The sequence below is a fragment of the Dehalobacter sp. DCM genome (genome assembly GCF_024972775.1).
In the GTDB taxonomy this organism is placed as follows: Bacteria; Bacillota; Desulfitobacteriia; order Desulfitobacteriales; family Syntrophobotulaceae; genus Dehalobacter.
Map to the genome: position 1 here is coordinate 2704986 of NZ_CP092282.1, position 25575 is coordinate 2730560.

General features: G+C 44.2%; 28 protein-coding genes. 6 read left to right on the forward strand and 22 right to left on the reverse strand.

Translation table 11 applies throughout. The features are described from left to right. Nucleotides 1-18 precede the first annotated feature (18 nt). The 6 genes from LPY66_RS12565 to LPY66_RS12590 form a co-directional block, all read right to left on the reverse strand. A complete protein-coding gene (locus LPY66_RS12565; RefSeq protein ID WP_337984674.1) occupies nt 19-1731 on the reverse strand; it encodes a GspE/PulE family protein in 1713 nt (570 codons plus the stop codon). Beyond that, complete coding sequence (locus tag LPY66_RS12570) at nt 1697-2125, reverse strand: hypothetical protein (protein ID WP_337988183.1); 429 nt, start codon at nt 2123-2125, stop codon at nt 1697-1699. Before LPY66_RS12570 ends, LPY66_RS12565 begins: the two co-directional genes overlap by 35 nt. Further along, a complete protein-coding gene (locus LPY66_RS12575) occupies nt 2083-2571 on the reverse strand; it encodes a type II secretion system protein (RefSeq protein WP_337984675.1) in 489 nt (162 codons plus the stop codon). Before LPY66_RS12575 ends, LPY66_RS12570 begins: the two co-directional genes overlap by 43 nt. Before the next feature lie 474 nt (nt 2572-3045). Continuing rightward, a complete protein-coding gene (locus LPY66_RS12580; RefSeq protein ID WP_337984676.1) occupies nt 3046-5907 on the reverse strand; it encodes a phosphodiester glycosidase family protein in 2862 nt (953 codons plus the stop codon). A gap of 125 nt (nt 5908-6032) precedes the next feature. Beyond that, entirely contained in the window at nt 6033-6410 is a 378-nt protein-coding gene (locus tag LPY66_RS12585) for a type IV pilus modification PilV family protein (protein WP_337984677.1), read from the reverse strand. Continuing rightward, nucleotides 6407-6739: a type II secretion system protein gene (locus LPY66_RS12590; protein WP_337984678.1), complete on the reverse strand. Its 333-nt coding sequence runs from the start codon at nt 6737-6739 to the stop codon at nt 6407-6409. Before LPY66_RS12590 ends, LPY66_RS12585 begins: the two co-directional genes overlap by 4 nt. A gap of 407 nt (nt 6740-7146) precedes the next feature. On the opposite strand from LPY66_RS12590, the gene LPY66_RS12595 reads away from it, so the two are divergent. The 5 genes from LPY66_RS12595 to LPY66_RS12615 are packed head-to-tail and all read left to right on the forward strand — an operon-like array spanning nt 7147 to nt 11672. Next, on the forward strand, nt 7147-8142 hold the full coding sequence (locus tag LPY66_RS12595) for an HlyD family secretion protein (RefSeq protein ID WP_337984679.1): 996 nt from the start codon (nt 7147-7149) through the stop codon (nt 8140-8142). Further along, nucleotides 8139-9068, forward strand: coding sequence for an ABC transporter ATP-binding protein (locus LPY66_RS12600; protein WP_337984680.1), 930 nt, complete (start codon nt 8139-8141; stop codon nt 9066-9068). Before LPY66_RS12595 ends, LPY66_RS12600 begins: the two co-directional genes overlap by 4 nt. Then, on the forward strand, nt 9056-9967 hold the full coding sequence (locus LPY66_RS12605) for an ABC transporter ATP-binding protein (protein WP_337984681.1): 912 nt from the start codon (nt 9056-9058) through the stop codon (nt 9965-9967). Before LPY66_RS12600 ends, LPY66_RS12605 begins: the two co-directional genes overlap by 13 nt. Nucleotides 9968-9979: 12 nt before the next feature. Next, a complete protein-coding gene (locus tag LPY66_RS12610) occupies nt 9980-11095 on the forward strand; it encodes an ABC transporter permease (protein WP_337984682.1) in 1116 nt (371 codons plus the stop codon). 13 nt (nt 11096-11108) lie between these two features. Then, entirely contained in the window at nt 11109-11672 is a 564-nt protein-coding gene (locus LPY66_RS12615) for a TetR/AcrR family transcriptional regulator (protein ID WP_337984683.1), read from the forward strand. 425 nt (nt 11673-12097) lie between these two features. Here LPY66_RS12615 and aroB read toward each other — a convergent pair whose 3' ends face one another. The 6 genes from aroB to sigK all read right to left on the reverse strand — a co-directional run bounded on the left by aroB (nt 12098) and on the right by sigK (nt 16501). Further along, nucleotides 12098-13177, reverse strand: coding sequence for a 3-dehydroquinate synthase (gene aroB, locus LPY66_RS12620; RefSeq protein ID WP_337984684.1), 1080 nt, complete (start codon nt 13175-13177; stop codon nt 12098-12100). Between the two features lie 78 nt (nt 13178-13255). After that, on the reverse strand, nt 13256-13792 hold the full coding sequence (locus LPY66_RS12625) for a shikimate kinase (RefSeq protein WP_337984685.1): 537 nt from the start codon (nt 13790-13792) through the stop codon (nt 13256-13258). A gap of 18 nt (nt 13793-13810) precedes the next feature. Then, nucleotides 13811-14248, reverse strand: coding sequence for a prepilin-type N-terminal cleavage/methylation domain-containing protein (locus LPY66_RS12630; RefSeq protein WP_443112433.1), 438 nt, complete (start codon nt 14246-14248; stop codon nt 13811-13813). Between the two features lie 4 nt (nt 14249-14252). Beyond that, on the reverse strand, nt 14253-15122 hold the full coding sequence (gene aroE / locus LPY66_RS12635; protein WP_337984687.1) for a shikimate dehydrogenase: 870 nt from the start codon (nt 15120-15122) through the stop codon (nt 14253-14255). Between the two features lie 16 nt (nt 15123-15138). Continuing rightward, nucleotides 15139-15642: a YqeG family HAD IIIA-type phosphatase gene (locus tag LPY66_RS12640; protein ID WP_337984688.1), complete on the reverse strand. Its 504-nt coding sequence runs from the start codon at nt 15640-15642 to the stop codon at nt 15139-15141. 88 nt (nt 15643-15730) lie between these two features. After that, a complete protein-coding gene (gene sigK, locus LPY66_RS12645) occupies nt 15731-16501 on the reverse strand; it encodes an RNA polymerase sporulation sigma factor SigK (protein WP_337984689.1) in 771 nt (256 codons plus the stop codon). Nucleotides 16502-16696: 195 nt separating this feature from the next. Between sigK and LPY66_RS12650 the strand changes: the two genes are divergently transcribed. Further along, nucleotides 16697-17539 (forward strand): DUF4405 domain-containing protein, encoded by an 843-nt coding sequence (locus tag LPY66_RS12650; protein WP_337988084.1) that lies wholly within the window; start codon nt 16697-16699, stop codon nt 17537-17539. A 2-nt stretch (nt 17540-17541) separates the two neighbouring features. On the opposite strand, the gene pilO is transcribed toward LPY66_RS12650, so the two are convergent. The 10 genes from pilO to LPY66_RS12700 all read right to left on the reverse strand — a co-directional run bounded on the left by pilO (nt 17542) and on the right by LPY66_RS12700 (nt 25526). Continuing rightward, nucleotides 17542-18075 (reverse strand): type 4a pilus biogenesis protein PilO, encoded by a 534-nt coding sequence (gene pilO, locus LPY66_RS12655; protein ID WP_337984690.1) that lies wholly within the window; start codon nt 18073-18075, stop codon nt 17542-17544. Nucleotides 18076-18087: 12 nt separating this feature from the next. Beyond that, the gene (locus tag LPY66_RS12660; RefSeq protein WP_337984691.1) at nt 18088-20037 is read right to left on the reverse strand and encodes a hypothetical protein; all 1950 of its coding nucleotides are present in this window, start codon (nt 20035-20037) and stop codon (nt 18088-18090) included. Nucleotides 20038-20074: 37 nt separating this feature from the next. Beyond that, a complete protein-coding gene (locus tag LPY66_RS12665) occupies nt 20075-20338 on the reverse strand; it encodes a DUF4911 domain-containing protein (RefSeq protein ID WP_337984692.1) in 264 nt (87 codons plus the stop codon). Between the two features lie 62 nt (nt 20339-20400). Next, nucleotides 20401-21669, reverse strand: coding sequence for a peptidase U32 family protein (locus tag LPY66_RS12670; RefSeq protein WP_337984693.1), 1269 nt, complete (start codon nt 21667-21669; stop codon nt 20401-20403). An 18-nt stretch (nt 21670-21687) separates the two neighbouring features. Continuing rightward, the gene (gene mltG / locus LPY66_RS12675) at nt 21688-22725 is read right to left on the reverse strand and encodes an endolytic transglycosylase MltG (RefSeq protein ID WP_337984694.1); all 1038 of its coding nucleotides are present in this window, start codon (nt 22723-22725) and stop codon (nt 21688-21690) included. Between the two features lie 273 nt (nt 22726-22998). Further along, nucleotides 22999-23313 carry a DUF1292 domain-containing protein gene (locus tag LPY66_RS12680; RefSeq protein WP_337984695.1) on the reverse strand — a complete coding sequence of 105 codons (315 nt, stop codon included), beginning with the start codon at nt 23311-23313 and terminating at the stop codon, nt 22999-23001. 92 nt (nt 23314-23405) lie between these two features. Continuing rightward, a complete protein-coding gene (gene ruvX, locus LPY66_RS12685; RefSeq protein ID WP_337984696.1) occupies nt 23406-23813 on the reverse strand; it encodes a Holliday junction resolvase RuvX in 408 nt (135 codons plus the stop codon). Between the two features lie 35 nt (nt 23814-23848). Further along, on the reverse strand, nt 23849-24004 hold the full coding sequence (locus LPY66_RS12690) for a hypothetical protein (protein ID WP_337984697.1): 156 nt from the start codon (nt 24002-24004) through the stop codon (nt 23849-23851). A gap of 108 nt (nt 24005-24112) precedes the next feature. Then, nucleotides 24113-25084, reverse strand: a complete 972-nt coding sequence (locus tag LPY66_RS12695; RefSeq protein ID WP_337984698.1) for an aldo/keto reductase — start codon at nt 25082-25084, stop codon at nt 24113-24115. Nucleotides 25085-25283: 199 nt separating this feature from the next. After that, entirely contained in the window at nt 25284-25526 is a 243-nt protein-coding gene (locus LPY66_RS12700) for an IreB family regulatory phosphoprotein (protein WP_443112488.1), read from the reverse strand. Between the last annotated feature and the right edge of the window lie 49 nt (nt 25527-25575).

Genomic DNA, 25575 nt, shown 5'->3' on the forward strand with positions numbered 1-25575 from the left:
ACCTCAACTATCCTGAGATCATTGATCAGCCCATATTCGCAATACTTCCTGCAGGGATGTTATGCCAGAAGCTGCTTTTAGCAGCGCATCTTCCTTTAATGTCACCATCCCAATCCTCTTGGACATTTTTTCGATATGGATAGCACTGTCCTTATGCAGGACCATCTCCTTGATTGTCGGGCTATAGGCAAGATATTCATGAATGCCGATCCGTCCGTTATAACCGGTTTGATGACATTTGGCACACCCGCGCGCTTCATAAACAACTTCGGATGGCCAATTAAACACAGCCCGTTCTTCTTCCGTGACCGCTCGTTCCTTCCGGCACTCAGGACATAATCGGCGGATCAGTCTCTGCGCCAGGACGCCGCATACTGAAGATGCCACCAAATACGGCGGGATTTCCATATCTAAAAGCCGTGTCAATACTTCCGCTGCTGTATTGGTATGAATTGTGGATAATACCAGGTGTCCGGTTAACGCCGCAGCCGTGGCAATTTTTGCCGTCTCACTGTCTCGGATTTCACCCACAAGAATAACGTCCGGATCCTGACGAAGGATAGCACGCAATCCATTGGCAAAGTCCCATCCTACCTGTGTGTTAACTTGCGATTGATTGACTCCCGGCAGTCTGTATTCTACTGGATCTTCAATAGAAATGATGTTAAACGATGCTGACTGAAGTTCACGGATCAGGGCATATAACGTTGTTGTTTTTCCACTGCCGGTCGGTCCGGATACAAGAATAAGACCGTGCGGCAATTGAAGCAGATTGCGGACGTTTGCTTCGACATCAACGCTCATCCCTAAGTGTTCCAGTGAAAGTCGTGCGGTATCGCCATCCAATATCCGAGTCACGACCTTCTCCCCGTACACTGTCGGATAAGTAGCGACCCGGACATCAATTTTTTTGCCAACGGTATTCAGGATAATCCTCCCGTCCTGTGGGAGGCGGCGCAGAGTGACATCCATTCCCGACATGACCTTCAGGCGCGCTGCAATGCTTCTGGCGAGATCCTTTGGCAATACTTCCTTCACATAAAGGACCCCATCAATTCGAAATTTGACTATCATTTCTATTTCCATCGGTTCCCAGTGGATATCGCTTGCTTTTTCCATGACAGCTTGCCGTAATAATGAATCTACCAGACTAACAACCGGTGCTTCCCGGCCAGCGTGCTTTTCCCCTACATCCCAGCCGTCATCGGCCTTGGTAACAATGGTTGCCGCTCTCTCATCCATAGACCTTCCGACAGTATACAATTCACGTATGGCTATTTTGATATCTTCAGAATGTGCTAAAAGCAGCTTGACTTTATTCCCTACCAGCAGCATCAGGTTTTCCAATATATTTTCTTTCATGGGGTCGTCAATAGCCACAAGCAGTCGATCATCTTGAAACGCAACAGGTATCAGTGTGTATTTACGGGCAAAGTCTTCTGTAATCAGTCTAACTGCGGCTGGATCAATGACAATCTCTGAAAGATGCACCACATCGATGCCAAATACCTTACTTTTCAGGTAAAGGAATTCTTCTTCTGTCATTGTTTTTGCATAAAAAGGATCCAGATCTTTATCCAAACCGAAATGGGTTTGCAGTTCAGCCTTTTCCGCCGGTGATAAATTTTTACTTTGGTGCAAATATTCAAAAATATCGCGATGTTGGAAATAGACTTGTTTGTCTTTAATAGAACCGTCATTCATAAAGGATGCCATAATTGGAAAGAACATACTCTCCTTCCTGGTTAGAGATCAACGTTCCATAGCGGCATTGTCTGACATTACGCGTTTGCGCGCTCACTGTGATATAGAATTGTTCACTTTGGGGTTCGACACAGACACAAACTTCGCAGTCAGCCACATCATAAACACCTCCTGTCCACTTCGTGTTAGCCGATAGTTGTGCCTCGGCAATTTCCAAGCCACTGTCAGCAGCATACGCAACTTGCGTTTTTATGGCTTCGTATTGAACAATACGTTCCTGAGAGCTCACTTTCATAAAGGTCATCATCCCGATCCATGACAAGAAAAAAGTAACTAACAAAACCAAGAGCGAAATGAAACCGCGTTCCTGGTTCGCCTTTAATTGGCTGCTCCTTTTTGGCGAACTTTTCTTTGCCAACATTGCGCCGATTCACCCACTCCAGCTGTAATGCTGATCTCCCATAAATGATTACGGCTCATCCTGCAGTCTAATTGAGTTACTCCACTTGCGACAGGGGTCGGTACATTTCCATGTTCACGATAAAGGTCCGGTACACCATTATTATCTTTATCTGCAATGTAATAACTGTCCGTGACCTTCATGCCGGCTTCTGTATCGGTTATGATCAATTTACCGCCAGTCCATAAAATACTGTCCGCTGAGGCTACCGCTGCTGCCATTATTTGCCCGGCTCGAATCAGAGAAAAGGTCATGTCAGATCGAAAGAGGATGTCCTTGGCTGTCCGGTATTGACTGATGAACAGCTTAAGAATCACAGCAGCGATTATTCCGGCCATGACCAAGGATACAAGGACTTCAAGCAACGTTAGCCCGGATTCATTTTTCTTTAATAACCGTTTAATCATTATCCTAAGAATCCTTGTACCTCAATAACTGGTATACCCATCAAAATATCTACATCGCAAGGGAGAGTTTTTATTTAACATTTTTTACATTATTTGTAATCATATTTATATTTTCTACATCATTTTAAAAATTCCTTCTTAATTTTAAAATAAATACCATTTATTTACATGGTTACATTTATTCTGTGTCATTAATACGTAATCTACATAAAAATATGACTGTTCATCTATCCATTACCATCGATACGATGACTATTACCGTCTAAAGTTGACTATTACTGGTTACAGAGTATCCGTGTCTTTCAAATTTTCTTCGAAAATGTTTAATAAGCCGGCGTATTTTCATCACGAAAATACGCCGGCTATCAATACTAGTTTAACCTTTAAAATCTGCTTATCTATTCCATTAATTTCTTGTTACCACATTTAAGGTAAGGCTGCACGATCCAGCAAGTGAAACATAAATTGCGGTATTTATAGTGCCTTCAATTCGTATGTAACCTGACCTCCCAGAACCGTAACTATCACCATGTTAGCCTGTTTCCCGGCTGAAGCAGCGGTAAACCCGGCGCAGGAAATATACCGAACTCCCCTGTCCAGCTCCGTTTTGTCCGTCGACCCGGGATAGAATACATAGACATTTTTCCCCGTAACTTCATGATAATCTGCGAGAGTGTCTTTGAGCAAAACAGCTTCTTTGGCATTGATAAATGCGCTTGGCGCACCATCCATGGTAATAAACAGATGGTCGCCGTTGCTATCCTTTAGCTCTTGAAATAGAGAGAGCCATTGCTGCGGGTTTGTCCGACGCAGCCCGCCTTTGCTGACATCCAGCTGGATAAATGTACTATTTTTGTAATGGTAGGTTTTATATCCTGTCCCTGTTTTGACTACCGTTTTGGTGATCCCACCGGTTAATTTTGCTGCGTTGGTACCGGTAAAGAGCGCCAGATCCATATTCTTGTTAACAGATAGCTTCACTTGGCCCAGCTTTTGTTGCTGTATCGTATTCCTAGGCAGCGTATTACTGCCAAAGACTGCAAATCGGAAATTGTTTGTGCCCTTTTGGAACGCAGTTTTACGGTTCGCCTTATCGCTCATTACAGTATCCTGAGGTATCTTGCTCTTATCGATAACCGGATTATTCTTGACAGTCGCTGTGAGCCCATCAAGGTAAACAATACCGCCGGTATTGGCAGGATCCGTACTCTTGACGTAGATTCGGGTCAAGTTACAGGGTGATTTAATCGTTGATAACGAGGCCGTAACCTGCTTCCAACCCGTCCACTGCATACTGCCAGAGAACAGGATCTGATGTTTTTGGCCGCTGGCATCCACGACTTCGCCCATCAATTTATTGGTGTTTGCGCTGGGACTATAAGCCCAGAGAGCTAAGTTAACCGTGTTTTTATCCAAGACGATTCCCTGTGCTCCGAAATTGACAGCCGCCTCACTCGGATTTACGGAATCATACAGAAAGTCATAAACTAATTGCCCTGCTAATTGTCCGGAATAAACCTGTTGGCTGCCACGATCGTAAGTCCCCCTGGCATTTTCTGAATTTCCGGTGAACGCGCCCAGATTATTTTCAAAATCATAGACCGTTTGGATGTATTCTGCAGACACAGCGACTGCGCAGCTGGCGCGCACATTGCCAATCGACGCTTGAATATACCCTGCCCCCGGGTTAGCTGCCTGAAATTCCCCATTTTGGCAGCAGCCGATAGTGCCACTCGTTTTCCATTGAATATCTTCGGGCATAATACTTGCCGCAAAGCCTTCCGCGTTGATGCCTGTCACTTTTATTGTCTGACTTTTGCCTGATGGGATCGTGATTTCACTCGGATTTAAAACAAGTCTGGCCGGTGCGCTTAATGAAGTAATAGCCAGTTGTGCGGTCACTTCACCGATCTTGGCGGTAATGATACCGTTGCCAACTGACGTTGGACGAAAACTACTTCCGGTAAAGCTGCCTTTAATACCGGTGACATCCCACATTATAGCGTCGGAATCGATACCAACGGGGTTCCCATTTTGGTCTACCCCTCTAAGTGTAAATTTTCTCGAAGTATTGACAAAAATATTGGTGTTTTCCGTTTCAATGGTTAATTCGGAGAGTGTACCGGCAGGTGCAACTGAAAAAATGCCGATGGCGTTAGCCACAGGCCGCAACGCGCCTTCAGAGGGAACATTGACGACTTTAAGCTGCGATGTCCCAGGAACTCTGGCTGCCATCGTCGTCGAGCCGCCGCCATCGAGAATAATGGCCTGGTAAGCTCCCAGCTGGAGCATCAGTTCTGCTGATTCTCTTTGGGTAAGACCGATACTGTCATCCTGCCTTCCATCCACTGTGACTAAAATCAACTGTTTTCCGTCGCTTGTACACCCAGCCAATGTTCGGGGATTCTTCTTGTCAAAGCTCGCAGCCGAAAATGAAAAATTACTGACTATCCGGCCATCTTTAACTAAAACAGAAGCGCCGCTGACTGCCAGCTGCAAACTGCTCCAGTCCGGAGAAGACGTAATACTGAACGAAGCTTGACCCCCAATCATCATGCTTTGAATCAGCTTGGCTGCCTGGTCTCCTCTGGAAATAATAACAAACCCATTTTCCGGTATGGCTGTTGGGGCTGATCCTTGGCGCACTTCTGTTATTTGTCCGCCTGATACAACAATTTCTACCAGGTCCGGATAGGCAGCTAGAGCCCCCAGCGTCATCGCACCCCATTTTGGATCCAGAATCGTAATATCCGTGTAGTTGCGGCGGCTGGGCTGATTATATTGTGAAACTGTATATGTTGAAGCATCCGGACCAAAAAGCCGGATCTCATTTTTCCAATAGTCAATGATGACATCACCGCTTTGACTTAAACACAAAGAAGCCATATCGTTATAACGCAAGTTATACCATCCGGCTGTGGAGATCAGTTTGCCGCTCCGAACGGTTGGCCCATCGGCGTATCCGCACCCTGAACTGAGAGCATTAAAAAAACTGGCATTAACCGCAGCGACAGCATTGTTTTGCTGCGCTAAAGCAGGTACCGTGTCCAGAGTTTGGGTAATACTATCCTGTGTTAACGTGTCTATTTTAATATTCGGATGTGTCGTATCGATACGTAGAACGTTGATATTTAACCATCCGTTTTCGGTAAGGCGTGAGATATGTTCCCGCACTGCTCCGGCGGTGATCGTTTCCGTCGACTGTGATTCATAGAGTGAAGCCGGTAAGGCGGATGCATCCGTCACCAGTGTCATCATAAAAAACAGGGTAGATAACAATAGGGATATGGATTTATACATTTTCTTTGTTTTATTTGTTTTATTTGTTTTATTCATTATGTTCGTGTGTCCTCCTTATTCCGTCATTGTAAGGTCCAATGCAACACTGCCATTCATCACCCCCTTATTACATAACTTCATTAATAAAAACAATGGCCGGAAATATGACGCGCGTATCGTTTTTAACCGGGAACATGACAAAGACTCTGCACATGATAGTTTTTATTTCTCCCCTGTTCCAGCCAAGTGACCTCAACGGTGACACTCAGAAGATCAGCCTCAGCCCATTCCGTTTTTATGACAACGTTATAGAAACCTACGACATGTTTGTGCTCACCTTCAAGGTAAGCAGCGGCAGCCGCCGGATCCTCATCAACATCATCGACAACCTCATTTAGCGTAGAGCTTGCCAGATTGACGGCATCAAGGTATCTTTCAGTATGACTTTGCTTTAAATATGACGCTTGAACACTACCAAAAATGACGGCAAAACCCAACCCAAAAATAAATAAGGCGACAATTATATCGAGATAAACAAAACCATGCGCCTTGCTTCTCATTGCACGATGACTTTTCCGTGTGGATCAATTTCATAATTTAAGCGAGGATCCAGCGGATAATCCGGTATTTTGTCCAAATACGGCCCTTGCCAGTTTTCCGTATCCATGGGCATCGCGATTAAATCCTCCAGTTTGCAGGGAAATTTTCCTGTATCCAGCATATAGGAACGGACAGCTTGGTTAAGAAATATCCGATTGTCCTGATCTACCTCTGATTTTGTGTGCTCCAGGGTCGCTTTATAATCAGGTATGATGGTATAGGCCAAGATTCCCAGCAGCAGCATCACCAGGATCACTTCCAACAGAGTAAACCCTTTATTCGACCTCAAGCGGATTAGCCCCTTCCCCATATGGTGGTTTCGGATCAATTCTGCTATGTATTATTTTCTACATGATAAGCTAATTCCCTGCAGCAAAAAGGAAATGTTTCCATATTTTTACATGTTTTGCTCCATTGAATTTCACCTTTACATGTGATGTGCCTGAAACGACAACGATGAGGGCGCTGGACAATCTAAGTTAGGAAAGTTTACTCTGAACTCTTAATGAAAAGACAATCTAAGGGACAGGTTCTTTGATTGAAATAGAGTGATAGATATTGAATGTTATGGGAAATTACCCTATTGAAAAGAAATCAAGATATGATACAATGTCACTAAAGTCACAATTTAGTGACACTTGTGTATTTGCTAAAACGATACTGTCTAACTGCTTTTAAGGAAAGGGGTTTGGTTCAATGACAAAGAAAAAAAAGATACTGGCTGTGGTCATCGTGCTTGTTGTTTTGGTTGCAGGGTATTTTGGCTGGGAGCATTATGCTTCTGCCGATGACCATATGCTAAACGCATCTGGGACGATTGAAGCCACTACTGTCAATTTGAGTGTCAAAATTCCCGGAACAATTGGAATTTTTGAGGCAGAACCCGGAGATGAAGTTAAGCCCAACGATTTGGTTGCTGAAATATTGCGAAATGATCTGATCGCTCAACTGGAAAGAGACAGGTTAAATGTTGCCATTGCTCAAAATAATCTAGATGAGCTTCAATCTGGTGCACGCAGTCAACAGATCAAACAATCGCAGGCCAACGTCAATATCAAACAAGTTGCTTATAACAAAGCACAAGATGACCTTAAGCGTGCAGAAGAACTTTTTCAAGAAGGAAACCTTTCGCAGGTGGAACTTGAAGGGATTCAAAATAGCCAGAAGATTGCCTTTCATCAATTAGACGCAGCAAAAGCAGAGCTGAGCCTTTTAGTGGAAGGAAGCAGCAACAATAAAATTAAGGCAGCACAAAACCAGGTGAAACTCATGGAAGCAGTCGTCAAAGCAACGGAGGCGCAGTTAGCAGATCTTCAAATCAAATCTCCTATCGATGGAATCATTCAAACCAAAAATTATGAAACCGGAGAATATGTCACTGCAGGGGCGGTCCTGGCTACCGTTGTCAATCTTAATAAGGTATGGATTAATGTGTTTATACCGACGGATGATCTCCCTTTTGTCAGACTGGGAAAAGAAGTGGACTTCACAATTAGCGGGCTTGATACGGTATTTAAAGGAATTATTACGGAAATTGCCAGTCAGGGAGAATTTACTCCGAAAACCATTCAAACCAAACGGGAAAGGGCTAATATCGTTTTTAAAGTAAAAATTACTGTGGACAACTCGCAGGGAATTCTGAAGCCGGGAATGCCTGCGGACGTTGTGATTAAGGCAGATGATCTCAAATGATAGAAGCAAGGCAACTGTCGAAACGGTTTGGGGTTGTGCAGGCAGTGAACAATGTCAGTCTTACAGTAAATCAGGGAGAGATTTTTGGCATGGTAGGACCTGACGGTGCCGGTAAAACAACGCTGATCCGGCTTATTTGCGGTCTGCTTACGCCCGATCAAGGCGATATCCGGGTATTAGGCTATACCTCCAGTGAGCGGGAAAAAGTAAAAGACAATCAGGCCACAAATTTTGGGTATATGCCGCAGCGCTTCAGTCTTTATGGTGACCTCACCGTAATGGAAAATCTATTTTTTTTCGGATCAATGTACAGTCTGAAGAAAGAAGTCATACTCCGGCGGTCTGAAGAGATTTTAGAACTGACGAACCTGATTCAATTTAAAAATCGATTTGCCGATGCTCTTTCCGGTGGAATGAAGCAGAAATTGGCTTTGACCTGTTCCTTGGTAACCCGGCCCAGCCTTTTGGTTCTGGATGAGCCTACCTATGGTGTTGACCCCGAATCACGCAAGGAATTTTGGAAGATTCTGTACCAACTGAATCAGGACGGGATGACCATTCTGGTATCAACGCCTTACATGGATGAAGCGGAGCTTTGTACGCGTGTAGCCTTTATGAATGAAGGAAAGTTTACGGTACTGGATACGCCAGTGGGTTTAAGAGAAAAATTTCCGTATACGGTCTGGGAGGTCATGTCCGATGCCAGAGAACCGGAGCTGTTTGATCATGTACGGGACGTTCTTGATGCTTCGCTCTATGGAGATAAATACAGGCTGATTATGACCCAGGCACCCGATGCAGAAACACTGATTGAAAGAACACTGGCCGCCAAAGGTTATTCTTCTAATATACGGCAGAGAGTTGCCCCATCCATGGAAGATGTCTTTGTAGTAATGGCAGGGGGGAACCAATCATGGAAAATGTAATTATCACAGAAAATTTAACGAAAAGATTTGGTGATTTTACAGCGGTTGATAAACTATCGCTTCAGGTCAGGCGAGGGGAAATTTTTGGTTTCTTGGGCCCCAATGGTGCTGGAAAATCTACCGCAATCCGCATGCTTTGCGGTATTCTTGAGCCAACGGAGGGCTCGGCGGTTGTTTTGGGTCATGATCTTAAGGCTGAGACTGAAAAAATCAAGGCCAAGATTGGGTACATGTCCCAGAAATTCAGTCTCTATGATGACCTTACTGTGAGGGAAAACCTGAAGTTTTATGCGGGTCTGTACCGTATTCCCCGTAAAGAACTTGCCAACAGACTGGAAGAGATGATTGCGATGGCCGACCTTCTCGGACGGGAAAATGAACTGGCGGGGAACTTAAGCGGAGGCTGGAAACAACGTCTTGCTTTGGGATGTGCCATTATTGCCAAACCTCCCCTCCTGTTTCTGGACGAACCGACCAGCGGTGTCAGCCCAACCAGCAGAAGAAAGTTTTTTCAAATTATCAGGAGAATGACCCATGACGGCACGACCGTCATGGTGACGACCCACTTCATGGATGAAGCTGAACGGTGCCACCGGCTGGCATTTATCTCGGGGGGAAAATTAATGGCCGTAGATCGTCCGGACAATCTTAAGAAGAATGCCATCAAAGGATGTATGGTTGAAGTCAGCCTTCCGGATGGAATGCAGCGGATGAAAGAAATCGAAAAATTGCCTTATGTCAAAGAATGTACCATCCATGGCGCGCTACTTCATATCCTCCTGACAGACAAGGAAGATGTTCTGCAGCTTCAAGAGACACTGGTCTGTGCGCCCAGAATGATTACACCTTCGCTTGAAGATGTTTTTGTGGCATTGGCGAAACAGCAAAGGAAGGAATAGGGGGGATTTGGAATGGAAAGAATTATGGCCGTCCTCTACAAGGAGTTTTTACAGATCCGCAGAGACAGATTAACGCTGGGTTTGGTGTTTATGCTGCCGCTGATTCAACTTCTACTTTTTGGTTATGCCATCCAGACCGAAGTAAAACATATTCCGACGGTGGTATTTGATCAATCCGTAAGCGAAGAGAGCAGAGATTTGCTTGATGCTTTTAGAGCTTCTGGATACTATGACATCCGTTTTGCTGTCAACAGTTATCAGGAAGTGAATGATATGATTGATAGCGGGAAGGCGAAAGTTGGGATTGTATTTCCGCCAGGTTTTGCAGGCAATTTGCAAAGGGGAGAATCTGCCCCTGTTCAGGTTTTGGTTGACGCCAGTGATAACATGGTTGCCAATCAGGCCATGGCGACAGCCAATTCGATTGGATTGCTGAAATCACAAGAAGTCATTTCGCAGAAACTTCATGTTAACATGACCAATCCTCCCTATGACATCAGAGTACGGGCCTGGTATAATCCGGATGGCATTACGGCATTCTATATGGTTCCCGGTATTCTTGGGATTGTGGTGACACTTTCCATGGTGATGATGACTTCGATGTCTTTGGTACGGGAGAGAGAAAAAGGGACCCTGGAGCAGTTAATCGTTACCCCGATCAAATCCTATGAACTGATGATTGGAAAAATCATTCCCTATATTTTTCTTGGTTATATTCAGATTACAGTGGCACTGCTTGTCGGTGTTCTGGTCTTTGGGGTACCGATTAAAGGCAGCTTGCTGGAGCTCTATGCGTTAACGCTGTTCTTCATTACCGCTTCATTGGGATTGGGAATCATGATCTCAAATATTGCCAAAACGCAAATGCAGGCGTTTCAGATGTCATTCTTTATCATGCTTCCAAGTATACTGCTTTCAGGCTTTCTCTTTCCGCGGGATGCCATGCCCAGGATCATTTATTATTTGAGTGATGTGATACCGCTCACTTACTATTTGGATATCATCCGAGGAATTGTTCTCAAAGGAATCGGTTTTTCTTACCTTGTGAGCCAGGTGATCAGCCTGATTGTGTTCTCCATCATCTTTCTCGGGGTGAGTATCCTTAAATTTAAAAAGAAAATTGCTTAAAAGGAGAAATCAGATGGAAACCAGGGAAAAAATCATCCTTGCCTGTGAAGAACTTGCGATAAAAAAAGCGCTCGGGTTTTCCCGCCTTTCGATGGATGAAGTGGCCAAGACAGCGGGGGTAAGCAAAAGAACGGTCTATCGTCATTTTGACAGTAAAGAAGCATTGTTTGAAGCAGTCATTAATAAAATTACCGACGAAATCATCGCCAGGAATATACACCTTACCGACACAGAAAAAGACATTCATTTAATGATCACAGGAATTCTTCAAAATATTTCTTATCTGATCAATCCTCAGTTTTTAGCTGATCTCAACAATCACTTTCCTTTGTTGTGGAAAAGAATTGATCAAATCCGGCAAAAGAAGATAGATTTTTTGATTGAGCATTTGCTTACAAAGCGTAAACTGCGTTTAAGAGTGGACAAACAAATCTTTAAGGCTTCATTAATTGCCGCAATGACTGCGGTTCTCAATCCGGAGTTTATTCTCAAGAGCGGAATGTCCTTTGAACAGGTAGGGCAGGAATTTCTGAGCATATTTATTTTTGGCGCACTGGAACCAACGGAAGCCGATTAACAATAAACAACCGCGAAACAACCGCGGGGACAGGAAACAACCGCGGGGACAGGTACCACGGTGAAGGAAACAACCGCGGAACAACCGCGGGGACAGGTACCACGGTGAACGGAACAACCGCGGGGAACAACCGCGGGGACAGGTACCACGGTTGTCTCGTAAGGAAAGCGCAAAACAAGAAGGTATATAGTAATAGAGCAAAGACTCGTATAAACTAAATCTTTGCTCATTTTTTCATGTCGCTTGGATTTTCGGATTCCATAGCAGATATTCGTAAGCGTCTAAGAAAAAGGTGTACGAAAACTTAAAAAACTATCGTACTATTTCGATAACTGAAGAAATTGTAATCGCTTAGAAGTTGTTCGGTTAGGAAAAGTATTCGATTTTGAAATTTCATCGGTACGACTGAAAAACAATTCTTTCTATTATCTTATAACACTTTCCCATGCTCGGAGAATCTCTTCATCGCTGCAGTCTTTAACGATCGTCGATTTACCGATTCCTACCGGAAGGATTAAAATCTTGTGACCGGCTTTATTCTTTTTGTCCGCGGCCATATGCTGCAACAGGACATGAGGATCATGGCCGGTAACCGTTGTCGGCAAGTCGAGACGCCTTAGTAAATCAAGGGTTCTTTCCATCTGTTTGCCGGTCATCAAGTCTCTTCCTTTTGCCAGGAAGACGGCAGCGGCAACGCCGATACTGACACCTTCGCCGTGGGTGATCCCTTTATAGTCCTCCTCCGTCTCCAGAGCATGACCGAAGCTATGCCCCAGATTCAAAAGCATACGTATCCCTTTTTCCCTCTCGTCTTCAGAAACAATCTTGACTTTGACAGCCAACGAACGAAGGGCCATTTCTTTAAGGATCTTGTCATTACGCCCTTTGATATCGTCCGCATGGTCATCGATGAATTCAAATAAATCCGGTTCTGCTACAAGCGTATGCTTGATGGTTTCAGCCAAGCCATTGCGCATCTCCTTCCAGGGAAGCGTTTGCAGTGTCGTAAAGTCCGTCCAGACAGCCTGCGGCATGTGAAAAGAGCCCAGGATATTTTTGCCGGAAGGGTGATTAACAGCTACCTTGCCGCCGATACTGGAATCTATCTGGGATAGCAAGGTCGTTGGAATATGGATATAGCGAATCCCACGCATAAAAATGCTGGCAAAGAAGCCGGCAAGATCACCGATCACACCACCCCCTAAAGCCAAAACAATCGTGTCCCTGTCGGCACTCAAATCCAAGGCGTGTTCTGTCAACGTACTGATACGCTCCAGGGATTTCTCCTCTTCGCCATCCGGAACAATGATCTGATCCAGTTTTAATCCGTGGCATCCCTGGGATAGTTTTTCAGCATAATGCTTAGCCACCGTCGTATTGGAGATCAACAGGTAATGACCGTCTTGTCCGTAAGTATTTTGTAAATGAGAACCCAGCTCTCCTAACTCAGCTCCTAAAAACAGGGGGTAACCCTGTTTCCCGCTGACGTCGACTCTCTGTACCATAGCGTATTGCGTCTCCTTTCAGTCAGTTCCAATCGTGTAGTCTACTTCATTCACGCCGGATGCCTTCTTATCACCACATCAAAGCGAATAGAAATTAATAAATCGAAGTATGTCATCGGTGATTTCTTTTAGTCCTTTTGTCGATGTATCGATGACAAGCTCCGCTCGTTGATATATCTTTTCCCGTACCTGCCATAATTTTTCTATTTCTTCCGGGCTGTTGTTCGTGATCATCGGTCGTTCATTCTTCTGATTTTTAGCTCGCTGTAAGGCAATTGCCAACGGCGCATATAAATAAACGGTTAGACCCATTTGTTGGAGCAGCTGCCAATTTTCCGGGTTCAAAACCGTGCCGCCGCCGGTTGCTATCACCGTATTCATCAGCCCCGACAGACGTTTTACGGCTGCCTTTTCTTCAGAACGAAAACGCGCTTCGCCATAATTCTTGAATATATCAGGAATTTCAAGTCCGGTAATACGTTCAATTTCACTGTCGGTGTCCAAGAATCGCCAACCCAATTCTTTTGCTAAGAGTCTGCCCACACTGCTTTTTCCTGCTGCCATAAAACCAATTAAGATGATATTCTGTGGCAAACGTCCTTTTCTGACTGACAAAACTATGTCCTCCCCTCTCTAGTCGACTCTGATCCTGCCCATAACCGGCGCAACAATCACTTTCTTTGCCCGATCACCGCATTGGAGCATGATCGTTAAACCCACATTGGGTGCGCCGCTGGCATTAAATATGATATCCGTTGGCACGTTCCCAAAAGTGACTTTATCTTGCAGGGTTACTGTACGCACATATAACCCTTGTTTATAAATTTTATAGGTACCCATAGAGGGATAAAACCGTACTTTGTACCAAACACTTTCTGCCATCGCAGCCTGCTGCGTTTCCCGAAGATCCTGAAGCAAGCCGTCAGCTGTCATCATGATGGCTTTCTCCTGGGTGTGGTTTGGAATTTGGATTAAAAGCATAAATGCCACTCCGGAAATAATTGTTAATACCAACAGAATTTCCAAGAGTGAATATCCTCTTTTACAGATACGCGTTTTATCGGGAAACATCCAATCACTCCGAACAGACCGAAAGTTTATCAACTAAAGCCTTCCGCATGCTGTCAACCGGTGCTTTGACACCAAACCAAAAATCCCAAGCCAGTACGCCCTGAAAAAGAAGCATGTCCAGTCCGTTAAAGGTACGGCAGCCGTGGAGGGCGGCATTGGATAACAGACTGGTTACTGCGGGATTATAGATCAGATCCACTGCCCATGCCGCCGGGTTGATCCCCTGAAGATCAAATAAGTAGGGTTCGCTTTTCATACCCACAGACGTCGTCTGAACAAGGAGATCGACGCTTTCAAGCCACGTGCCGGGTGCTAAGATGTCGCCAGAGGCTTTGCCGCCAAGTAAATTCACCTGCTCGGCCAGCGCTGCTGCCTTTTCCGACGTCCGATTCAAAATCAACAGGTAAACATTCAGACAAGCCAAAGACACTGCAATGGCTTTAGCCGCACCGCCGGCACCCAGAATAACGACTTTCTTGCTGTTAAAATCAAAGTCTTGGCGGCGAAGGGCCTCTACGAAACCTTGACCATCCGTGTTATGGCCGTACAGTAAACCGTTTTCTATTTTCACCGTGTTGACTGCCCCTATCGCCTGGGCCTCAGAAGTCAGGCCGTCAAGAAACGGAATGATTTTCTCCTTTAATGGATAAGTGACATTAAAGCCATTAAAGTGATTGGCTTTAAGATCACTGATCCCAGCCGTTAGTTCTAAAGGATGAATAGTGATTCGTTCATAGGTTGCGTCAATACCGGCCGTTTTGAATCCTGCCTCATGCATTTCCGGTGACAGCGAATGGGCAACCGGATAGCCAATTATCGCGTATTTCAATTTATTTAACCCGCCTATTTTCACGTTATCGGTTTCAATCATCATCTTACTGCTGCTTTTACTATTGCCGGGTATATCGGGCTTTCCTACCCACAAGTCTTTCCATAAATCGCAGGACCTTAGTGCCGGGATATTCTTTGCTATGGATTGGCGACACTAAAATTGTCTTCATCCCCGAAACATTCCCGCCAAAGATATCTGTAAAGAGTTGGTCCCCAATCACAGCAACTTCCGACTCTGGCAGTCCCAAAACATCAAGGCCTTTACGAAAGGCGCTTTTCCGCGGTTTCTTTGCTCGATGCACATACTGTATCTCCAACAAATTGGCCACGGTGGATACCCGATCAGGTCCTTTGTTATTGGATACAATGCAAGCTTGAATACCGGCCGTTTTTAGCATTTTAAACCACACGATCACTTCCTTGGTAATAGTTCGATCATTCCACGGTGTGATCGTATTGTCTAAATCAAGAATTACTCCTTTGATCCCATAAGCATGAAGGTCCTCAACCTTAATATCCTGCACCAGGTCATATTCAAGGTCAGGGCGTAATAATCCGCGCATGAAACTTCCTCTTTCCCTTGATTCGATCGTAATTATTTAATAATAGTTTATACTTAACGATTATACCCTAAAGGAGATTTAAAGGGAATTACTTCCTGAGTGTTTTCCCATGATACTCTTTCATTTCTTCTGTCAGCTTATGCACGGCTTTTTTTTCGATCCGAGAGACGTATGATCTGGATATTCCCAGGATTTTAGCTATTTCTCTTTGGGTCTTTTTTGGATTATTCATAAGACCATACCGCAGCTTAATGACCATCTGTTCTCGGCGTGTCAAATATTTCAACTTTTCCAGAACGACATTTTGTTCGAATTGGCTTTCCACCTGATCGGAAATCGCATCGGGATCGGTTCCTAAGACATCAATCAGGTTGATCGCGTTGCCTTCTTTATCCGTTCCGATGGGATCATAGATTGAGACTTCGCCCCGTATCTTTTTTAGGGAACGAAGATGCATGAGGATTTCGTTTTCTATACAGCGCGCGGCATACGTTGCTAAACGAGTACCTTTTTCGCTGTTATACGTATTGATTCCTTTAATAAGCCCGATTGTTCCGATGGAAATCAGGTCATCACTGTCTGCTCCCGTACTGTCATATTTTTTAACAAGATGGGCGACAAGCCGCAGATTATGTTCAATCAGCTTATTACGCGCATTTTCTACCATCAACGCATCAGGTGACTCTCTATTCTCCTTGAGGACGTCATTTTTTGCTTCTGCCAGGATCTTCAGATATTCCGCTTCATCTTGCTCGTTCAGAGGCTGGGGAAATGCATTATTGTTAATATACGATACTAGCAGGGTAACACCCTTGATGACAGACAGGGCCAGCCCGATCAGAAACGCTTCAGCGATCATGGTCCCTACCTCCTTCAGCATAATCTCTTTTATAACTATGCTCGAAGGTAAAGAATACTGCTAATCCGCTAAGCCATTGGCACATATTACCATGTTACATCGAAAAGTTCACATGAAATCTATACAATCTTCACTCAACGTTCACATGCCATGACTACTATAAAACCATCATGTTCTATAGAAAGGACCAGAGTGATGACGCATAAGAACATTATCAAAATGACCCTGGATGTATTAATGGTGATAGTTTTCGTCTTTTTTTTCAACAAAAAAGTATTTACAGGTTTGTCTTTTCATGAAATAGCCGGCTTGGCTATCGGCTTGACCTTTATTATTCATAACCTGATCAACTGGCGCTGGATAAAAATAGTTTCCACCCATTTTTTCCAAAAAAAAATACCCCTGCGCACAAAATTAACGTATGTGGTTGATGGTTTGTTATTAATCACGATGAGTTATATCATTGTCAGCGGTTTGCTGATTTCTAAATATCTTTTTCCCGACTTCAGATATGGCAGTGAATTCTTTTTTAAAAACACACATGTTGCCGTTTCGTATATCAGTCTTCTTCTGTTGGGCATCCATATTGGGCTTCATTGGCACTGGGTCATGACGATGGTTAAGAAGCTATTTCATATCCATAGCAACCGAAAAGACCTTAATTATATCGCTTACCTTATGGTGATCGCAGTCCTGGTTATCGGTATCACCAGCGTCATCCAGACAAACTATTTTTCTCAGGTAGCCCGTATTGGGACAACGTTTAGTCAAAACCAAATCACTGGTCTAGACAGTGATGCACATGATTTCGGCACAGACGGAAATTTACCGTCTGAAGTCCAAAACCGGATGCCGGAAAAGGGCGGCGGTCCTGCCAGCTTCCAAAAGAAAGGTAATGGCACCCACGGCGGTGTAAATACGTCACCTTTATCGACTGTTTACACATTGATTGTCTATCTGGCAATCATCGCTTTATTTTCTGCGATAACCTTTTATACCGACAAGTTGCTGTCCGCCAAAAAAGTGAGATATCGTTAGAATTATATTGCCACACCTTTGTAACTGTAAGCAATAATTTTCATTTTTGCGGTAACCTCATCCGGCGTCTCCTGATTGATGGTTATACAGTCTAATGCAAGTATATAGGCAGACGCCTTTCTGATAATATCCACAAAATCATTTACCTGCTCCTGTGTTCCGGCGAATACAACCGTAAATGCCAAGGAGTAGTAATTCCCATTGTCTTGAATTTGTGCAAATTTAAAATCAAGGGGTGTAAAATCACTTTTGGCAGCTAACTTCATAATGAAATTCATGAGTTCTTGTTTATCCAGTTTTTTGGGCATTGCCATGTTCAACGCCGCTTGCTGAGATATTAACTCTGCCTGCTCTTTTTTTATGGACGCCATGTTTTTGCTTTTTTCCTGCAACGCGGCTAAATAATTTTTCGATTCGTTGATTTGGGCTGCCTGCATTTTTAATATATGGGTCTGATCATATAAGAGATAAAAATACACTGCCGCCGCCAGGACAATCCCCGAGGCAATCAACAATCGTTTGCTTGTTTTGCTCATGCCCACCATCTCCTATTGTTGTTTCAATTGAAGCGTTAACTGAATTTCCTGCCGGCTGTCATTGAGCGAAACAGTCTGAATATCAAAGGACTGAAAACTGCCGGATCCTTCAAAAAGGGATTTCAGTTTGGAAATACTGAGGGTATCGGGAATAACAATTCCCAGTGTCACCGTATCATCTCCATTGATCGTATATGTTTTTATCTGGGTCTCCTGCGGCAGTAACTTCCTGATTTCGCTTCGAATCACCTGGGGATTTCGGATCGATCCATCATTTCCTAAATCCAAAAAATGCATTTGGTCAGATATTTGCATGCGCAATTTATCATTTAAAGCTAAGATGTCAGCCAATTCCTTGTATTCTAAAAGGTCTGCTTCAATATTTTTCAGAACAACTGCTTGTCTCATTTGCAAAAGCCATGGGACAGCCAGAATCAGAAACACAAACACACTGCAGATCACATGGCGTAACCGTTTGTATTTATTTTGCTTTATGGATTGCTGAGGTTCAGCTTCCTGTTGTGGTGATGGCTGCGAAGGCGGCAATGGCGGCAGTGATTGGGAGGGTTTTTCAGCAAATTGGAATCGATTGCTCTCATTACTTAAAGCTAATCCATAAATTGCGGCATATTGCGGCCAGCTTTCTCTGGTTGCTATGCTATCTTTAAACCGTGGAAACCAATTCCCAGGGAATCCGGTGATAACTGTTCTGCTTAATTTGTCTACAAATTGTTCTGTGATACCCGGGTTTTGACAATATTCACCTGTCAAATAAACCGCATCGATTATTTTTCCATTATGGCGCTGAGCATAAACCTCGAGCAGTTTATTTAAGGATGAGACAACACGAGCAAAATCGTATTCTTTCGATTCATTATCATCGTCTGCCTGTTTGTTTTCCTCCGATGCCTTATTATCATCCAATGCCGTGTTTTCATCGATTGGCCCCAGTCCTCCCATGGTTGCCTCAGGATGCTCTTGGGTTGTTAAGATAAACAATTTTTCATCGAGTTGATCATAAGGAACAAACAGATCCTCTAAGACAAAATCCTTATTGGCGGACTTTGTTGAATCTATCTTCGTATAATAGGCTTCTGCCGCTTCCATTTCTTCCAAAGATAAGCCAGTGGTGGTGTCGGGCTGGGGATCATTTTTATAGAATGACAACATCGGCAACTCTTCTGACTCATGAGATTCATAGGATTCATGGGATTCATGTTGCCATGTCGGGTTCTGCTTAATCGCTGCTTGGGCAGCATTTTGCCGGTTCTGATCAGCAATGGCAATATCCTCCTGATCAGGCCGCATATTGGTATACATATCCACGCTGCCATTGGTGAAAAGGACAAATTCAACCAGGCCAGGATTTAAGACAACTACAGCGATATCTTTAAGAGATGGTTTTTCGATGACGGTTGAAACCGGAAAATTAATACGCTCAAGGAGATAGCTGTAAATAGTTATCATATCGTTTGCCGCTAAATCAATCGTTGTTTGGATCCCGAGCTTGCTGCAGAAAGCGAGTAAATCCGCCATGCGTTCTTTGGGGAAAGCTGCCAGTAATACCTTGATCATGGGGCGACCGTTTTCTTCATAGTCAGCTACAACCCGATAATCAATGACGTAATTTTGGCCGTCGGGCTCAAAAAAACGATCCATATCCCCGGTCATTATTTTACTCAAATCAGCAAGCGTCATTTGCGGCAAAGACATCACGGTCATCACCAGTCCCTTGCCGCTCACTGCAATTTTTATATTTTTTACAGGTATCCTCTGATACCTGAACCAGTTCTTTACAGCCTCCCAATCACTTCCGGCCACATCCCGATAGTCAATATCTTTTCCGCCGGGAGCTCTGTATTTAGCAAGAAAAAGCACTTGTAAATCGCCGTCTTTAGACAGAGCCACCCTTGCCGCAATGATTTCCTTTTCCCCAAAGAGTGCAAGCCAGTGTTTCTTCATTCACATGGTCTCCTGTTCTCACGTCCATCGTTTATAATTAATAAGGATCAATTATTTCCAAATCCAGCGGGAGAGATAAAAGGTTTTTCTTTAGATCGGGCCAGCAATGGGTGGTTGTCTGAATAAGAACTTCTCCCAAAATTTTATTTGTTGTGGTGATAACGCCAAGGTGACCCAGACCTTCTACATATTTGGCTAACAGCTGGATGTCGGAACGAGGGAGTTTCGCCTTAACTAGGAGATCGGGATTCCGCCAATCCGGACTATCCGATTGTTTACGCTCTTTACCGTATGTATCCATAAAGCTTCTCCTCATTGGAATTGATTTTTAATATTCATTGAGAAATAATTTTTTTAATATCTTTATGGAGTGGTAGTCGAAGTCGAAGCAAGTGGCTTTCGCAGAATACTGAACGGTCTCAGGGGATATGGGGTCATGATCCTCAGCTTTTGCTGCGGATGTCTGGCAACATCCACTTTCTGTCCATCGCTATCCCATAAATCCGTTACGGTAAAACGCCAGGGTTGCTCTTCCGGTGCAAGAACTTCCAGCTCATCCCCTGCCTTAAAATGATTACGCTGTTCTATCCAACACCCGATCCCATTGGCTTTAGCTTCACCAGCCCAGCTGTCTCCTTCTATGACTTTACCAACAAAGCTATACTCTCGAATATAGTTGGATGTTTCGATATTATGTGCCTCAGCGCCTGGTTTTCCAAAAAGAAATCCAGCAGAATAATCTCTGTGGCTGACTTTATCCATTTCCTCCAGCCACTGTGGTATCCTCGCCTTAAAGGACGCTTCTCCTTGTTCCCAAAGAACATCCAAGGCCTCCCGGTAAACCTTTACCGTACTGGCGACATAATAAGCACTTTTCATTCGGCCTTCGATTTTATAACTGGCCAGGTTAAGCGGCTTGAGTTCGGGCAAATAGGGCAGCAGACATAGGTCATGCGAATTAAAGATATAGCTTCCCCGTGCATCCTCCTCGATAGGAAAATACTCACCCGGACGTTTTTCCTCAACCAAGGAGTAGCCCCAGCGGCAGGGGTGTGTACATGCTCCTCTGTTCGCATCTCTTCCCGTAAGATAATTACTTAAAAGACAACGTCCCGAATAGGACATACACATCGCGCCGTGGATAAATATTTCCAACTCGCCATGTGCTTTGGGACTGAGTGTTTTCAACTCTTCTAACGTCAGTTCCCTGGCGAGAACCGCCCGTTTAATCCCCTGTTCAAACCAAAAGTTAGCACTCTGCGAGTTGGTGCAATTCGCCTGGGTGCTAAGATGTATCGTCAGTTCCGGGGCTATTTTTCTGGCCAGGCCAAGTACGCCGGGGTCAGATACAATGATTCCGTCAAGACCTAATTCTTTTAATTGCCCAAGATAGGCTTGAAGGTCATTGAAGTCCTGTTCATGGGCGAAAATATTCACGGTAATGTATATCTTCTTACCCAGAGCATGCGCATAATTAACAGCAATGACCATTTCTTCGCTGTCAAGGTTACCGGCATAGGCACGTAAGCCAAAGTCAGCACCGCCAGCATAAACAGCATCAGCTCCGTAAGCAAGGGCAAATTTCAATTTTTCCAGGTCGCCGGCAGGTGCCAGAAGTTCCGGTTTTTGCATCGTATCCTCCGTTATCTGCTATTGATAAATATTCACATTGCGCAGATGTTCCTGATAGGTCACAGAAAATGCATGTGAGCCATCATTTTTAGCCACAAAGAAAAAATAATCGGTTTCTTTTGGATATAAAGCAGCCTGCAGCGACGCATCGCCGGGGTTGGCTATGGGCCCTGGCGGCAATCCAATGTGCTGATACGTATTATAGGGAGAATCGATTTTCGTATCCTCGATGGTTAATACGGGTTTAACTTCGCCTAATATATATTGGATCGTCGCACAGGATTCCAACGGCATGTTGGTACGCAAACGATTTTCGAAAACGCCGGCAATGAGCGGCCGTTCTTCCGCTTTTACAGCTTCTCTCTCCACAATCGACGCTTTAATTACCCATTCATAAATGGACATATTGACTTCTTTCAACCGGTTCGTCGTTTCATCTGTCAATTCCTGTTCAAAACGCAGGAGGAAACGATCGATCGTATCCCGGGCCGTTGCTTTTTTATCGAAAAAATAGGTGTCTGGAAAAAGGAATCCTTCCAAATGAGTTTCACCTGTGGGGGTTCCCTCTAAGAAGCTGTAATCATCGGCATTAAATGATTGTATCGCTGCATAGAGTTCTTTTTCCGTTCCCAAACCATTTTTAGCCAATGCAGCGACTATCTGTCCTGTCGTATATCCTTCCGGGATCGTCACTCGGACAACTTCCGGCTCAGGCCCCGCTATCAGCACATTGAGAATCTCTTTGGATGACATGGATGGCGATAAATAATACATTCCCGCCATCAATTTAGCGTCAGCTTTTTTGGACTTGCATAGAAGTTCAAATACATTGGCATTACGGATCAAATCCATATTTTTAAGCTCTGTTGCTACATCAGAAGCCGTCATACCATATTCTAAGACAAATACTTGCTTTTCTTGTGTCTTGGAAACAGCCCTTAGATTCGTAGTCCACCACGCACTCGCAGCGATAGCGACAAACAATATCACAATAATGATGCCAAATGCCCGGTTTATTTTCCTTGAGGAAGACTTTCTTCTATATCTCTTACTCACGCTTTCTACTCTCTTTCTCCAGTTCCTTACCACTCGGCAGGATAAACCTGTTCCATTAAACTATCCCGCTTGTTGTAGAAATGTTTCATTCGGCACAGGGTGACACCCTTCCCCTCGTGGCGGTTATGTTCATTCACCTATCACACGTAACGATATATAATACGCCCTTTTGCTATTATACCCTTTTTTTTGGCATAAAGAAACTCACGCTTTTCAGCGTGAGTTTCAAAATATTACACGTAAATGAAGTCCTCCGTATCCGGAACAATTGGGTTATTCTTCGTCGAACTCGTCTTCCATCTCTTCCCAGGCATCGGCTACCTTTTCCCATTCTTCATCATCTTCGATGTCCATGAGCATTTCTTCGCCGTTTTCGTCTTTGCCAAGCTTGAGGATGATGGCTTCAGCTTCTTCATCGTCATCTTCTGTTTCTTCCACCGGCAGAAGCACAAAGTATGTGCTGCCGTCAACTTCGAGAGTGGCTAGATGCATAAATTCATTTTCATTGCCTTCATCGTCATTTAATACAATAATATCAAATACATCTTCCTCTTCATCTTCGTGGTCGTGTTTGATCTCATCAGACATATGGTTCACCTCTTCAATCAAGATATTGTAATTCTACTCTGGCAGGAAAAGAAAGTCAAATTTAACCTGTATTTTGTTTATACTTATTTTATTCATTTACTGTTTAGATATCCCTGGAGAATAAATACTGCAGCCATTTTATCGATGACTTTTTTCCGCTTAGCCCTTGATAAATCAGCTTCGAGCAGCGCGCGTTGGGCGCCGACAGTACTGAGGCGTTCGTCCCAAAGTCTCACCGGCAATTCATAAGCCGCCTGTAATTCTTGGGCAAATGTTTCTGTTAATTTCGCTCTTTCTCCCAATGTTCCGTTCATATTTTTCGGGTAACCCAAAACAATTTCATCAACCTCATATTCCCGGATCAACCGGTCCAATTCTGCTTTTTCCTTTGCTTTTCCGATCCGTCGTATGACTTCAATACCCTGGGCGGTTAGACCGAGCGGGTCACTCATAGCGACACCGATCGTCTTCTCTCCATAATCAAGTCCCATTATCCTCACGTGTACACCTCAACCAATAATCGGTTTCATTCCGATCAAGGCTCTTCATCGTTGTTTGATGGAATCGAATCGATCATTATGCCTTGAGAATTATGACTCCCGCAATTTTTGCATACCCATTGTTCGCCGTCATAAAAAAAATCGCTTGTTACCCCGCACTCAATGCAAAAGTCCTGAATCATATTTTCCATGAAAGCGCCCCCTTTCGGCATTCGAGACGTCGATTACCCCTAAGTTAATTATAACCGCAAATCGTCTTAATCGCTATTATTATCCAATTAACCAAAAGATATTATTTACTAAACAATCTTCAAGCAGAAATGCGGGCAGTATCTGCCGCAATAACCGCAAAGAATGCATTTATGAGCTGTGACCCTGGCTTGTCCGTGTTCAAGATAGAGCGCCGTCTGGGGACAGTGATCGATGCATTTCCCGCAGCCCTGACACCAATCTGCAATGTATAACTTTCTTACTCGATGTTGAACAGCATACCGTAATTGCTCCGGGATATCCTTTCCTTCCAGCAGCAATAGGTTATATTCCACTTCCGCAACGGAGGACATTCCCAATGCCATAGCCTGAATCCCCGGGATATGACGAACAAAATCAATGGCTTCATCGGGAGTTGAAGCCAAGTGTCCGCCCCCAAAAACTTTCATCGCATAGATCCCCATCCCCAGGTCGGCAGCAAATCGAATCGCTTCCAACATATCCGTTACCGTACCGTCAATAATCCCCAGTCCCTTATGATTGATCAACGGATGAATGACATCCAAACCCGGCTGAAGTGCTCCGGCCTTCACACCTTGGACCGCGTGCGTCGATATCCCAATCGCGCTGACCAGCCCGCGGGCTTTCGCTTCCAGTAAACCTTCCCAGGCTCCGGCATGCCCGCGCAGCGTGTGATGGCTTTCTTGCTCATGTAATAGAAAAACGTCAATGACATCTCTTCCCAGCCCCATTCTGGCCTTTTCTAAACTGTCCGCAATCTCCTGTTTAGTCACGGCATAGGACTTAGTAACGACTATTACTTCCGGATATTCGCGGAGAACCGGTTTTAACTGGGGATAGTTATTATATATCTCAGCCGTATCGATCCAATCAATTCCCCGTGCCACAGCATATCGCAGTACTTCCATCCCACGCTCGCATGTTACCCTTCCTTGCAGGGGCGATATGGCCAGACTTCCAAAACAAATCTCCGATACCTTGAGCCCGCTCAAACCCAATGTGACTTTCTGCAAAACGCTTTCCTCCTGTATAAGAAACATGCCATCAACCAGTAGGGCATTCCAAATACGTTACACACATCGTGTTATAAAATGAAACCCTCACTAAACGTGAGGGCAGCAAAAAACGCATAAGTCAAAATAAGAACCATTTTTCATATTAGCGTAATCACCATTACGTTGTAAAATGTCCCTTTATGTCAATATCCGTATCGTTACTGCATTGTTGTCAGCAACTGACTTATAAATCGCGCAGATAGGAACTGACCAGTTCTTCAAGCAGTTCATACCGTTCCAGTTTACGGATTTTGGTTCGTGCCTGATTATGACTGGTAATATATACAGGGTCACCGGACATTAAATACCCAACCAATTGATTGATGGGGTCGTATCCTTTCTCCTGCAGTGCAGCATAAACCTGTTGCAGTATCTCCCTTGCCGAATTTTCAGCACCGTGGGATTTGAACATCATTGTTTCTTCCATCTTACTCAAGGTTTATACCTCCTTTCCTTTTTACCAGCTTACGCTATAA

Bases quoted from the DNA above. Each gene is read 5' to 3' on its own strand.
- LPY66_RS12565 (WP_337984674.1), bottom strand. From the start codon at position 1,731: ATGTTCTTTCCAATTATGGCATCCTTTATGAATGACGGTTCTATTAAA.
- LPY66_RS12570 (WP_337988183.1), bottom strand. From the start codon at position 2,125: ATGTTGGCAAAGAAAAGTTCGCCAAAAAGGAGCAGCCAATTAAAGGCG.
- LPY66_RS12575 (WP_337984675.1), bottom strand. From the start codon at position 2,571: ATGATTAAACGGTTATTAAAGAAAAATGAATCCGGGCTAACGTTGCTT.
- LPY66_RS12580 (WP_337984676.1), bottom strand. From the start codon at position 5,907: ATGAATAAAACAAATAAAACAAATAAAACAAAGAAAATGTATAAATCC.
- LPY66_RS12585 (WP_337984677.1), bottom strand. From the start codon at position 6,410: ATGAGAAGCAAGGCGCATGGTTTTGTTTATCTCGATATAATTGTCGCC.
- LPY66_RS12595 (WP_337984679.1), top strand. From the start codon at position 7,147: ATGACAAAGAAAAAAAAGATACTGGCTGTGGTCATCGTGCTTGTTGTT.
- LPY66_RS12600 (WP_337984680.1), top strand. From the start codon at position 8,139: ATGATAGAAGCAAGGCAACTGTCGAAACGGTTTGGGGTTGTGCAGGCA.
- LPY66_RS12605 (WP_337984681.1), top strand. From the start codon at position 9,056: ATGGAAAATGTAATTATCACAGAAAATTTAACGAAAAGATTTGGTGAT.
- LPY66_RS12610 (WP_337984682.1), top strand. From the start codon at position 9,980: ATGGAAAGAATTATGGCCGTCCTCTACAAGGAGTTTTTACAGATCCGC.
- LPY66_RS12615 (WP_337984683.1), top strand. From the start codon at position 11,109: ATGGAAACCAGGGAAAAAATCATCCTTGCCTGTGAAGAACTTGCGATA.
- aroB (WP_337984684.1), bottom strand. From the start codon at position 13,177: ATGGTACAGAGAGTCGACGTCAGCGGGAAACAGGGTTACCCCCTGTTT.
- LPY66_RS12630 (WP_443112433.1), bottom strand. From the start codon at position 14,248: ATGTTTCCCGATAAAACGCGTATCTGTAAAAGAGGATATTCACTCTTG.
- aroE (WP_337984687.1), bottom strand. From the start codon at position 15,122: ATGATGATTGAAACCGATAACGTGAAAATAGGCGGGTTAAATAAATTG.
- LPY66_RS12640 (WP_337984688.1), bottom strand. From the start codon at position 15,642: ATGCGCGGATTATTACGCCCTGACCTTGAATATGACCTGGTGCAGGAT.
- sigK (WP_337984689.1), bottom strand. From the start codon at position 16,501: ATGATCGCTGAAGCGTTTCTGATCGGGCTGGCCCTGTCTGTCATCAAG.
- LPY66_RS12650 (WP_337988084.1), top strand. From the start codon at position 16,697: ATGACGCATAAGAACATTATCAAAATGACCCTGGATGTATTAATGGTG.
- pilO (WP_337984690.1), bottom strand. From the start codon at position 18,075: ATGAGCAAAACAAGCAAACGATTGTTGATTGCCTCGGGGATTGTCCTG.
- LPY66_RS12660 (WP_337984691.1), bottom strand. From the start codon at position 20,037: ATGAAGAAACACTGGCTTGCACTCTTTGGGGAAAAGGAAATCATTGCG.
- LPY66_RS12665 (WP_337984692.1), bottom strand. From the start codon at position 20,338: ATGGATACATACGGTAAAGAGCGTAAACAATCGGATAGTCCGGATTGG.
- LPY66_RS12670 (WP_337984693.1), bottom strand. From the start codon at position 21,669: ATGCAAAAACCGGAACTTCTGGCACCTGCCGGCGACCTGGAAAAATTG.
- LPY66_RS12680 (WP_337984695.1), bottom strand. From the start codon at position 23,313: ATGTCTGATGAGATCAAACACGACCACGAAGATGAAGAGGAAGATGTA.
- LPY66_RS12690 (WP_337984697.1), bottom strand. From the start codon at position 24,004: ATGGAAAATATGATTCAGGACTTTTGCATTGAGTGCGGGGTAACAAGC.
- LPY66_RS12695 (WP_337984698.1), bottom strand. From the start codon at position 25,084: ATGTTTCTTATACAGGAGGAAAGCGTTTTGCAGAAAGTCACATTGGGT.
- LPY66_RS12700 (WP_443112488.1), bottom strand. From the start codon at position 25,526: ATGGAAGAAACAATGATGTTCAAATCCCACGGTGCTGAAAATTCGGCA.